This is a genomic window from Mycobacterium sp., from assembly GCF_036273375.1.
Lineage (GTDB): Bacteria > Actinomycetota > Actinomycetes > Mycobacteriales > Mycobacteriaceae > Mycobacterium.
Genome location: NZ_DASUHS010000084.1, coordinates 1 through 12167, shown reverse-complemented (window position 1 = coordinate 12167; position 12167 = coordinate 1). Strand labels below are relative to the sequence as shown.

9 protein-coding genes and 1 riboswitch are annotated in these 12167 nt (G+C 66.3%); all 9 genes read right to left on the bottom strand.

What is annotated here, in order from left to right:
* Positions 1–937: 937 nt before the first annotated feature.
* On the bottom strand, positions 938–2149 hold the full coding sequence (locus tag VFW69_RS07290; protein WP_526499649.1) for a PPE family protein: 1212 nt from the start codon (positions 2147–2149) through the stop codon (positions 938–940).
* Between the two features lie 20 nt (positions 2150–2169).
* Positions 2170–3333 (bottom strand): PPE family protein, encoded by a 1164-nt coding sequence (locus VFW69_RS07285; RefSeq protein WP_526499647.1) that lies wholly within the window; start codon positions 3331–3333, stop codon positions 2170–2172.
* Between the two features lie 18 nt (positions 3334–3351).
* Positions 3352–3651: a PE domain-containing protein gene (locus tag VFW69_RS07280; protein ID WP_526499645.1), complete on the bottom strand. Its 300-nt coding sequence runs from the start codon at positions 3649–3651 to the stop codon at positions 3352–3354.
* A 273-nt stretch (positions 3652–3924) separates the two neighbouring features.
* A riboswitch (M-box (ykoK) riboswitch) is annotated at positions 3925–4100 on the bottom strand.
* A 137-nt stretch (positions 4101–4237) separates the two neighbouring features.
* Positions 4238–6070, bottom strand: coding sequence for a type VII secretion system ESX-5 AAA family ATPase EccA5 (gene eccA5, locus VFW69_RS07275; protein WP_526499643.1), 1833 nt, complete (start codon positions 6068–6070; stop codon positions 4238–4240).
* Complete coding sequence (gene eccE, locus VFW69_RS07270; RefSeq protein ID WP_526499641.1) at positions 6067–7275, bottom strand: type VII secretion protein EccE; 1209 nt, start codon at positions 7273–7275, stop codon at positions 6067–6069. Before eccE ends, eccA5 begins: the two co-directional genes overlap by 4 nt.
* Positions 7276–7294: 19 nt before the next feature.
* A complete protein-coding gene (locus VFW69_RS07265; RefSeq protein ID WP_526499639.1) occupies positions 7295–9157 on the bottom strand; it encodes a S8 family serine peptidase in 1863 nt (620 codons plus the stop codon).
* Entirely contained in the window at positions 9135–10646 is a 1512-nt protein-coding gene (eccD, locus tag VFW69_RS07260; RefSeq protein ID WP_526499637.1) for a type VII secretion integral membrane protein EccD, read from the bottom strand. The genes VFW69_RS07265 and eccD overlap by 23 nt, the downstream gene beginning before the upstream one ends.
* 264 nt (positions 10647–10910) lie before the next feature.
* Entirely contained in the window at positions 10911–11813 is a 903-nt protein-coding gene (locus tag VFW69_RS07255; RefSeq protein ID WP_526499635.1) for an ESX secretion-associated protein EspG, read from the bottom strand.
* A 104-nt stretch (positions 11814–11917) separates the two neighbouring features.
* A partial coding sequence (locus VFW69_RS07250; RefSeq protein ID WP_526499424.1) for a WXG100 family type VII secretion target occupies positions 11918–12167 on the bottom strand: 250 nt, incomplete at its 5' end.

Genomic DNA, 12167 nt, shown 5'->3' with positions numbered 1-12167 from the left:
AAGCAACGCTGCTATTGCACTGTCGATGGTGCCCATCACTTATTTCGGTAGACGGCCCCGTCAGGTAAATCTTTGTAAAAAATAAATATCGCCGGCTTCGAGGGCCTGTGAGAGATCCGCGTCGTCACCAGTAGATTAGTGGCCCAAATCACTCGCGTCAGGCGTTAGTGGGCAGCACCCAGCCACAGTTCAAAGCGAATAGGAATCTAATCCGCAAGCGCGCTAAACCACAATCCATGGAAAGGCGTCGTCGCCAATCTCACAAACCGGAAGCGATTTTATCCTATCCGATCGCGAATGTGACAACCTCCCGTATCAACCTTTTTTGGTTGCGGACCCGAAATAGTCGGATCCGCATTTATGGCATCCAAGGCCGAACCGCTATTGCAAAAGCCGCCGCGGCAGTTCATTCGGCGCATTCGGTCATTCTCCGGAATTCAGCTGAACCAATTCGGACCGACTGCGCCGTCGGCACTTGTTACTTTGCTATTCGTCGGCCGGACCCTCTGCCGATGCATGGGCTCGCCCGCGGGACGACCTGATGCCGCGACGCGGTGCAGAACTCCCGCGCGCCACCGCCCCACAAGCCTTCGGCGACAGGCGCATCAGACACGATGGCCTGGTGCCCCGCGTCCTGCCAGACGGCGTTCGCGTAGATAACGACACCGTGGGGATCCACGTCGCCGAACCGGGTCGTTGATCGTCAAACCGTTCTCCTCGAGTTCACCTATACGAAGTAGACGCGGCAAGTCTGCTGTGGCACTGATTAGCTACTGACAATTTCCTGTGGGGCCATCCCGGATGCCTCACAAGGGTTTTCGGGCCGCTGTGAGCCGTCCCGAGCTTACTTATGCCGTTGCTGGCGCTTCGGCATTTACCAGAGCGGGATTGTAAAATAAACGCCGTTCGCTGGCCGTCGATTCGATTGCGCCCGGTGTTAACCGGCGGCGGGTGGACGGGCTATCACCCGGGGCCGGAATCCATAAAGGGGCGCGGCTAACTCTTCCTCGTGTCCACCCGGCATGGCTCCCATCGGCATACCCGGCATTCCGATTGGACCGGCGTCCTCCATCACCATGGGCGTCGTGCCCAGCACGCCGTGATACGCCCCTGCCCCCAGGCGGGTCGTTTCCGCCACCGGGGTGATGGTGGCCCCAGTCGCGCCCCAGGTGGGCGGTACGGAGAGGGCGCCGACCAGGCTCGCCTGCCCGATGCCCGCCGAGGTCGCCAGACCCGGCAGCGGCCCGAGTGCGCCGTTGCGGCCAAGGCCGGCGGCCAGATCGGCTCCGGCTGCCTCGGCGGCGCTGTCGGCCGCGCTGGGAAACACAGAACTGAAGGCGGTTACCGAATCGATCATCGACGTGGGGTTCAACAACCCGCTGGTGGTGAAGGCGTTGGACAAGTTGGCCACCGAGGCGTTGTTGAGGAAGCTGCCCGGCAGCGACCCGTTGGATCCATCCAGGAAGTTCATCAGGCCGGCCAGCCCCGTGGTGGAGGTGTTGGTGTTGGGCGCCAGTCCCAACCATGCGAGCAGTCCGGCCGTCGAGGTACCCGAGGCCGAGTTGCTCGAGGCGTTGGCCGCCTGGGCCAGCGCGGCGGCCTGCATGGCAACCCCGTCCGTGTTCGTAGTGGACGACGGCGCGCTCATGGGCGTCAGCTGGGTGGCCGCGCTCGAAGCGCTGGCATAGCCGTTCATCGCGCCCGCGTCTTGCGCCCACATGTCGGCGTATTGCGCCTCGGTGGCCGCGACGGCCGCGGTGTTCTGCCCAAACAGGTTGCCGGCCAGCAGGTTCGACAGCTGCACCCGGTTGGCCGCGACGACCGCCGGCGGCACCGTCATGGCGAACGCGGCCTCGTACGCGGCAGCCGCCGCATTGGCCTGCCCGCCGGCCTGTTCGGCCTGGGTGGCGGTGCTGCTCAGCCACGCCACATAGGGCGCTACCGCGCCCGCCATCAGCATTGACGACGGGCCCAGCCAGCCCTCCCCGGTCAGCCCCGATACCACCGATCCGTAACTGGTTGCCGCAGTATGCATTTCCGCGGCCATCGCGTCCCAGGCGGCGCCGGCGGCCGCCATCGACGCCGACCCGGGGCCCGCGTACATGCGAGCCGAGTTGATCTCTGGCGGAAACGCCGCGAAGTCGAACATGGCACTGTCTCCTCAGTCGGTTATCCGGCGGCGGGCGGGCGTGGCATCACCACGGGTCGGAATCCGTATTTCGGGATCGCGCGGCGGCGCCCGCCCGCGGTCCCCAGGGGTCCGGCAAAGCCGCCGGGGCCGCCGGCGGTCGGGGTCGATGACCCGATGTCACTGAGTCCGTTGGCCGGCAAGGCGATTTCGGCGGGGTTGATGTTGGCCGCCGATGCCCAGCTCGGTGGCACCGACAACGACCCCACCAGGCTCGCGTGGCCCAGTCCCGCCGACCCACCGGCACCTGCCAGTGCGGGCGGGGCGGATGCACCCGAACCCAGCTCCGACAGCTCCCCCAGGCCGGTCAGCGCCGCGGCACCCGTGGTCGTCTTGCCCGCGTTCATCAGACCCGCTGCCGTTTGCAGGATGAACTGCGGGTTGAACGGACCACCGGCAAGGGCGCCGTTGACCACCGCGGTGGAAAAGAAGTTGCTGTTCGTGAACGTGCCGAAGGCCGAATTGTCCGACCCGCTCAGTAGGCCCGCCAGCGATGACGACAGCGAACTAGGCGATGAGGAGCCAGCGCTTGCCGACGACAGCGCCGACTGCACCGAACCCGCCGGCGTTTTGGCAACTTGAGCCACCGTGTTCGACTGCGTCGCCATGCCGTCGGTATTCGTGGTGGACGGCGGCGCAGCCAACGGTGTCAGTTGCGACGCGGTGCTTGAGGCGCTGGCATAGCCGTTCATTGCGCCCGCGTCTTGCGCCCACATTTCGGCATACTGCGCTTCAGTCGCCGCGATCGCCGGGGTGTTCTGACCGAAGACGTTGGTCGCCACCAGCATCGCCAGCTGAGCGCGGTTGGCCCCAATCACCGGCGGGGGCACCGTCATCGCGAAGGCCGACTCGTACGCCGTGGCGGCGGAGAACGCTTGGCCACTGGCTTGCTCGGCCTGGGTGGCGGTGCCGTCCAGCCACGCCAAATAGGGCGCGGCCGCGGCCAACATCGACATCGACGAAGGCCCACGCCAGCCCGCCCCGGTCAACTCGGTTACCACTGACCCGTAAGAAGCTGCAGCCGAACGCATCTCCGCGGCCATCGTGTTCCATGCGGCAGCGGCGGCCAGCATCGGTCCCGATCCGGGCCCGGCATATATCCTGGCCGAGTTGATTTCCGGCGGGAGCGCCGCGAAATCCAGCATGATCGATCCCCCAAATCCTCAGCGGGCCGAGGCTGCGTTGATGGCCTCCGTGGCCGCGTATGACCCGGCACTGGCCTGTAGGGTGTTCACGAAATTCTCATGCAGCGCGGCGGCTTGGGCGCTCAGCGCCTGGAACATCTGGCCGTGCTTGGCGAATCGCGCCGCCGTCAGCATCGACACGACATCCGCGGCGGCAGGCACCACCCCGGTCATCGGAGCGGCGGCGGCCGAATTCTGGGCGGTCAGCGCCGAGCCGATCTCTTGTAGCAGTCCGGCGGCCACAGACAATGATTCCGGCTGTGCGGTAACGAAGTTCATCACAAAATCTCCCCACGAAAGATCGGCAAGCCAGGGTCTGGCTGTGCCGCGGGCGCGCACCGACGCCATGGTGATGCGCGTGTTACGAAAATTGGCTGAATGCAAGCCAATTCAGGAAAAAACGATGCCGAGGTCGGATCGAAGCGAAGTGGTCAACGATCTGGCATACGGACTGTCATCGGGACTAATTCGCTCTCACCTCCTCAAAGCCAGGGCACGCGAGGGTGCCACACAGTGCACATGGGGAGGAACAACCAGGCGAAACTGCCGGCTGCGGCACCCCTCTCGTCAGAGCTTCGGCACCACACGGCGTATCCGGCTAACCGAAGCCGGAAGCCACTTGGGCTCAACCCTTAATCCGGGAGGAGCTGTCCTGACCCTGGGCGTCTTTCGACGTTCGAGGTCAGTGGCCTGTGTCCGTGCAGACGCCTCACCTAGCGAGGTGCTTGCATTGGCAATGGTGGCACTCGGCCTGCGTTGAGTCAAGTTGACGTACAACGCATTCGCAGCGGTTCACCCCGCCGTCACCATGGATGCATCCGCCATGGCGACCGTTCGGAGGGGCCGCGGACTCGGCGACGACCCGTCAGTCTGACTTTTTCTCGGCGACCGCCGCGCTGAGGCCCTCGGCGAGATCCTCCTGCGTCAGTTCCTTGAAACGCAGCAGTTGACGTTCGCTGAACTCGGTCACATCGTTGGCCAGCACCGCGTCCAGGTCCTCGTCGTCCAGACGGAAACTACGGTGATCACGGGCCTTCTCCACCACGTTGCGCACGAAACCGGCATTGCCGAGCGTATCGATGCCTCGGATGAGATCCCCATCCTCCGAATAACTTTCGTCGAGGTAGAACTTTGTGTACGACGGCAGCAACGCCTCCGCCGATTCATCGGTGATGACGTCTTCGTTCTCCTGACCCATCAACCGGGTCAGCGCGACCAGCTCCTGCGGGGTGTAGCTGAAGAACTCGATGACGGTTGAAAAACGCCGTCGCAGACCCTGATTCACTTCGAGCATCTTGTCCATGGCCTTGGCGTAGCCGGCACCGAATACAACCAGCTCGTCGCGGTGATTCTCCATGTACAACAGCAACGTATTGATGATCGCGTTGCCGTACGGGTCACCCTGCTGGTAGCCCTTCTCGTGCAGCGTGTGCATCTCATCGAAGAAGACCGCGCCACCCAAGGCGCCCTCCAGGAGCTCCTCGGTGTTCTTCTCCGCGTCGGCCATGTAGCGACCCAGTAGCTTGGTGCGGCTGGTTTCGACCACCACAGGCTTGCGCAGCACGGTCAACCCGCACAGCTGCTTGCTGAAAGCCCTTGCCACCGAAGTCTTTCCGGTGCCGGGCGGACCGAGCAACAACGTGTGGCGTGACGTGACCGGCACCGGAAGGCCCATCTTGGCGCGCGCCAAGTTTACCTTGGTCGTCGACTTGATCAGCTTGATCTCGCGCTTGGCGCGTTCCATACCGAGCATGGCGTTGAGCTCGGCGTCGCCTTCGGCCAGGTACTTCGCCGCCTCTTCGGCGTGGCGAGCGGCCTCGGTCTCGGCCCGGGTCGGCGCGCTGTCCGGGTCCCACGGGTCGGTCCGGGCCTCGATCGTTTCCGGGTCGGTCAGGACCAGGCGGAAGTTGTGGTTGTCCAGCGCTTCGCGGGCCGGCGTGAACTTCGGATCCCGCGAGTACACCCGCCGCAGCAGCTCGACGGCCTCGTCCTCACGGCCCAGGTGCCGCAAGCACATGCCCTGGGTGTACAAGGCGATGTTGGCCGCGCCCGGCACCCGATCGCCTTCGATGGCCCCCTGGCCCCGGCGCAGAGCCTCCTCGAAAACACCGAGCGAAGCCAGCGCCGTGGTGGCCATCGCCGCGCCCGCGGCCTTCAGTTCGGGCTGCCGCCAGCTCTTCCCCTCGGTGAACTGGTTCAGCACATCCGGCCACCGAGCCGTGCGGAAGTACAGTACGCCGCGCACGTAGCTGACCAATTCCTCGTCAACGGGTTGGCGGGGTTCGACGCCGTCGATCAGTTTCGCGGCTTCCTCATAGCGTTTCGCCTCTGCGAGAACCGCGGCGTAGGCACACGCCAACGTCTCCACGGTGGTGACCGCCAGCCGCAGGAACAACCCGTCGGAAACCTCAGGGCGGAACTGCAACTCGGTCACTCCGAGGCGGCGAGTCTCCCAACCGAAGGTCCGGATCGAGGACCACGCACCGGAAAGCACATCGATGCTCTGCTCCCCCGCCAGGATCCGCGCCAGCCAGGCGTCACACATCCCAGGATCCAGGTTTGTCGCCGTCGTGAACATCTGCGACGCAACCTGCGGATTGTGGCTGGGCTGTAGCCCATTGACCGAGACGCCGGAGGCCAACAGGCCGGCGACCATCGCGTTGCGGGCGCCTTCAGCGGTAGATTGTGGCCTCGTCATTGCGCTACAGGTGTGCCCGCCGAGCTCCCTCGCAGCTGGTCGACGGATAGCGCGAGCTCCTCATCGTCGGCGCGCAGGGGACGGCTCGGCACGACCAGTAGGGGGCGCGTCGTCGGGGCGGGCAGGCTGGCTCGTACCGCGGCCAGCTGGCGTCCGGTGAGACGATTGAGGCCCGACGCGACGTTTCTGCGCAACCGCTTCTCGGTGTGGTACCGCACCCATGCCGATACCTGCGGCCGGCCGCCGCGCGAGGTGAGCCGGATGGTCAGCACCGTGGCGACGGTTTCGTCCTGCCACAGCTCGTCCAGCTTGTCGGTGGTGATGTCGGACGGCGACAACCACAGGCTGGTGACGAACCCGTTGAAGTGCTTGAGGCGGCGCCAGCCGGGGCGGCTCCAGGTCGGTTCCAGATCGGCCAACACCGCGCGGTCGACTTCGGCGAGCTCCTCAGCGGTCAAGGGCCGGGCCGCGCAGGTCAGCCCGTCGAGATCCTGGGCGAGCCGCTCGGTGGCCGCCACCAAGGTCGACGCCAGCGAATCGCGGGCCGCTACGGCGGCGACGTTGCGCTGCGGGTTCATCCGCAACACCAGCCAAGTGCGTCGAACGTAGGAGGTGGGCGCGTCGTTGGCCACCTCCCACTCTTCGGGGCCCCAGTCGTCCAGCTTGGACAGCTCGGTGGCTGAAACTCCAGAGCCACCGCGGCGGACCTTCACCGACACGATGTCGACGTCGTCGAGGTGGATGTCGAACTGGCGTAGGCCCGAAGCGACGGCCGACACCAATAAGGTGGGGGCCGAATGCCGGTGACGAAGACGCGAGGCCGAGTCGTCGTCACCGCCGTTGATGGCGATGACCGTGACCAGTTGCCCTTCGTACTGCCGCACGCCGACCGTGTCGCGCCCGTACTTGCGTTGATAATTGAGGGCCGGGGTGCAGCCGGCAGCCAGCGCGGAGCCCGGGTCGGCGGACCAATCCCACAGCCATGTGGCCAACCCCGTCGTCACGGTGAGGCCGTGATAGGTGACCAGCGACAGCAGCGTTACCAGCGCGGCCAGCCCGACACCCACCCAGAACGCGATGCGATATGTGCCCTGCCAGGATTCGGGGCAGTGGCTGGCCACCACCATGATCACGACGTCGACCAAGAACACCGTGGTGAGCCGCGGCCACGACAAAGACATCCCAAACCTGCGCTGACGCTTCATGAGTGCTGCTGCTCCGCCCCTATTGCTGTTTCCGCGATCGCTTCATCAGCATCGCTGTACCGAACACTCCGCCGCCGATGAGTAGCGCCCCCAGCAAGCCGCCGGCGGCCACCCACACTGGCACCATATCCCGGTGCGGGACGGGTTTCGGAATGTTCAGCGGTGCCGATAGTTGCTGCGGCGGTTTCATGGGACCATCGGGTACATCCCAGGTCAGTGCCGCCACCGGGTCGACGACCCCGTGACCGACCTGGTTATCCACGCCGCGCGCGGGCGCACGGGCGGTACGGGTCAGCCGGTTGATGACCTGATAGGCCGATAGCTGCGGGAACTTGGCCCGCACGAGTGCCGCAACGCCGGAGACGATCGCCGCCGAGAAGCTGGTGCCCGCCGGAACCAGCAGCGTGTTATCCGGTCCGTCGATCGCGTTGATCAGGCCGTCGTCCCGGGGCGACAGTCCGATGACATCCGTTCCGGGCGCGGCGATCCCGACCCACGGCCCAGCCACGCTCGTGGACGCCTGACCCTGGTTTCCCTGGCTCTGCGGGCGGCCTTCGGTGTCGACCGCGCCGACCGTCAGGACGTAGTCGCTGAACCAGGACGGCGTCACGACCGTGGTGACCGCGTTCCAGTTGCGAGGATCGTTGGGCTGCAACGGATCATGGGGCGGATTCTGTTTGCAGTCCTTTTTGTTGGTGTCGCCGGCGGCGGCCACGATGACGGCGTTCTTTTCGACCGCCGCGTAGCGCACTGCCGCACCCAGTGAGCGCTGGTCGATGATGTTGCGCGCGCTCATGCAGGTCACATCGGAGATGTTGATGACCTGAGCTCCCATGTTGGCGGCATGCACGATCGCTCGCGCCATCGTTTGAACGCTGTCGATCTTGGCCGAGGTCTGCGGATCCTCGTCACCGGTGTAGGCGTCCTTGAGTCCGAAGGCCTGGCTGGACTGTCGGATCGCGATGATGTCGACATCCGGGGCCACCCCGCTGAACGCGTCCGGACCGGCCTTCGGTGGTGGTGGCGGCGGTGGCGGGTCGAGTGGGCGCGGGCCGCGCAGATTGTCGACGTTGGCCACGTGCCCGCCACCGGCGTAGCCGGGGATGGTCACTGTGCCGCCGCTGTGGCTGGCCGCCGGCGCCTGGCCGTTGGCGCCCTGCCCGCCTTGCGATGGTCCCGGGGGCGGGCCCGCGGGCGGTGGAGCCGCCGGAGCCGCCGGAGCCGCCGGTGCCGGCGGCGGCCCGAAGGGACCCGCGGGCGGCGCTTGTTCCTGAGACTGCGGCGGCGGCGGCGGGACCATCGTCACGGTCTGAGGCAGCGGTGACAGGGTCACCGTCTGCGGCGGTGGCGCTTTCGGCGGTGGCTCGGTGGTGGGGATGGTGACAGGCTTGCGCGGTGCCGCCGGTGGCACTCCCGCCCCGTTGGCCGACGCCGCACCGATCATGGACGCCACGATGGTGCCGTGCGCGTCACAGTCGGACAGGCCGTCCCCGGCCATGACGTAGTCACCGCCGGGAATCAGGTGCGGGAACCTGGGGTGCTGCGACACGCCCGTGTCGATGACGGCCACCTTCACGCCGGCGCCCCGGCCGAACTGCCACGCCTCCTGCAGATTCAGCATGTCCATGTACTTGGGCTGCAGCCGGAAATCGGTCCCGGGCAGCACACCGACCTCGGTGCAGTAGGAGTTCTGCTTCATCGGCGCACCGGGTCCCGGCGGACCGTCGGGCGGGACCGCGCCCGCGTCAATCGTCGGGGGCGAGATGGCGTAGGCGGGCGGCAAGCCGGCTAGTGCGCCCGACGCCAGCAACGTGGCGGCGATGGTCGCGGCCGTCGCGCGACCACGCCACACCTTGCCGTTAGCGATAGCGGATTGCTGCATAGACATTCATCAACCACAATGCCAGCGGGAAAATTGGCATCAGGCAGAGGTATTCAATCCATTCCACGAATTTGCGGAATAGCGGGCTGTAGACGGTGTTCGGCACGACGGCGGCCGACGTCAGTCCCGCGGCCGGCAGCAGAACCAGGATTGCCGCGCTGATCGAGACCGCGAGCGGGGACTGCAGTACCAGCGCGTAGCGCAACACGACCGCACCGACGATCAGCACGGCCGTCCCGGCCAGGGTGATCGCCTGCCAGCGGTCGACGTAGGAGCGGCCGCGCAGCATCAGGAATCCGGCGCTGAAGCCGGCGAGCAAGACCGGCAGCCAGCGGTCTCCGGTATGCGGATTCGACAGTGCGGTCAGGGAGACGATCATCAGCACGCCGAGCCCGATCAGCAACCCCGACAGGAACGAGCGGGCGCGTTCGGCCTGGGTCAACACGTCGCGGACCGAGGCGGGCCCCTCCAGCACCGGAGGGCCACCGTCGGAGCGCACCACGGTGGTGGGCAGGTCGGGCCGGGCCTCGAACACCCACCGGCTGGTCGCCGACGGAAACACGGGCAGCCGGATGCCCGCCAGCCGCCGCGAGATGGCCGGAGCACTCTGGTAGATCATGACGGACACCAGCACGACGCAGGTGAAGAGCGTCACGGCGCTCGTCATGGCGACCATGCGCGCGAGCGCGGCCACCGCCGTGATCAGGCTGACGGTGACGATGGCGGTGTAGATCGCGAGCCGGCGACCGGTGAACCGCAGCGCGAGGATCGCGCCGATGGTGAGGACACCGAAACCCAAAACCGCGTGCGGCGATCCGACGCCGCCGGGCGGCGCCGACGCCGCCGCGATCGACACCGGTGCGAGGCTGCTCAACAGCATGGTGTCGGCGACGCGCCGTTCCTGCTGCGAGCGCGCGCGCATCAAGAGCATCAGCGAAACACCCAGCACCACTGCGCCGATCACGCCCGCGTACACGGTCGGAAGCCACGAGTTGTGGTGCCAACGCCACCAGCCGAGCAGGCCGGCTGCGGTCGTCACCCCGATGGCCACCATCGACGCGCCGACCTGCACCGCGATCACCGGGTCGATGGCGGCGAAGCGCTTGCTGAGGTCCGCGGCGACCGCGGTGGAGATGTGCTCGATGACCTGCGAACGGTGCTCGATGTCCGGGATGAACCGGATCCACAACCGGTCGCCGTCGTAGACGTCCTGCTCGCTCAGCGACTGGGTGGCGCGCAGCGGTGAACCGTCCACCAGGCACAGCGCCCAGCGGCCGCGGCCCGACGCCTCCAGCGGAGTCTCACCGAGTTCCCGCAGCCGGCTGTTGACCACCTTCAGCAACGGGTCGGTCATCACCGAGACTGGGGCGTTGGCGTCCAGCAGGACGCCGATCTGGACACCCGCGCCGGCCATTACGCCGACGACGACTGCCTGAGGCTGCGAGATTCCCTCTACGTCAGGCTGTGGTACTTCAACTACCGCAGTCATCGCCTTGCACTCCTTGTGATGATGTGTGAGCCCATGCCGCCAGTCGCGCGCGGGCGTGCGCCGGTGTACTCGTCGAGGTGCTGCGGCCCCCCGCAAAGTGCATTCCGACTATTTGGAATTCCATCTGTCTCGCCTTGCGATTAAGAGTTGTCGTTGACACCGGTTCGAGATTTGCTGATGTCTTTCAGAGAAGTATGCCGTGTTCGCAGCTCAACCGCATGTTGAGTGCAAAGACATTGGTGAACTCTGTGTTTCGCGCGCGTGTCAGACCCTGCTGTGAGTTTTCCACTCGCCGTAGGGAAGTGTGTCCAGCACAGTCTTGACGCCCACCTGCACGAGCTGAGGGGTCGCCGGGCAGATGGCCAGCCATGCCTCTCCCGAACCCGCGGTGCGGGCCTGCTGGTAGAGCGCGATGCGGCCGCCGGAGCCGTCTTTGAGGGACAGCACCGACGCACTCGGGCCCTTGGCGTCGTCCTGGTATTGGCGGGCGTACACCGCAGCCTCGGCGGCCGGGTCGGACAACGCCTGCCCCAGCGCGGCCACGGTGGCCGCGCTGATTCCCATCCGGCGCAGGTCTCCCCCGGAAAACACGTTGAACCCCGACTCCTGCCACGACTTCGTCGCTTCCAGCATTTCCTCCAGCGGCACGTTGACCGCGTTGATCGCTGCGGGCTCCGCGTGGTGGATGGACTCCAGCGCGTCGATTACCAGGGACGCGATCGAGGCGCTGTCCGCGACGGCGACGTCGTCGACGGTGATCTCGCCGCCGACCCGAACCGCCGACACCCAGTGCTGGCCGCGGCGGGCCAGGACCACCCGAAATTCGTTGTCGGGGATATCGCGGGAGCCCGGGGGCTGATTCTCGTCATCGAGGACGCCGTAGGCCAGCTTGCCTCGGGACAACAGAGCGACCACTTCGAGGTCGGGCGCCGCGAGCACTCTCATCCGCGCGGCCACGTGCTCGTTCACCTGATCGTTCTCGACGATGCCCTGCTCGCGCATCACCGCCATTCCGGGATGCTCGTTGAGCCAGTCACTCGAGTCGGTAGACACATAAGGCCGGCACCGTAGTTCCGGCGCGACGTGCCGGATGTCCAGCAGCGCCTGGAGCATCCAGAATCCGTCGACGTTGACGGTGATGTCGGTGCGGGTGCTCTGTTGGTCCATCAATTCCCCACTTGGTCCCTAGTTACCTCACGCCAAACTGCACGGTAACCGCAGGACGCGGCAGCACACGACGGGTGGTGTGCTGCCGCGCCTGAAGTTGCGGGCTAGGCCCAGGAGGACCCAACGGCGCTGTCCGTAGTGGACATGTTGTTACCCGCGGACTGGACCTTCTGTCCGTGCGCGTTGGCCTGCTCGTAGATGACCTGGAAGTTGCGACCCAACTGGGTGATGAACTCCTGGCATGCCACCGAACCCGCACCGCCCCAGAAGTCGCCGGCAGCAAGCACATCGCGAACGATGGCCTGGTGCTCAGCCTCCAAGTTCGCGGCCTGGGCGCGGATCAACGCACCGTGG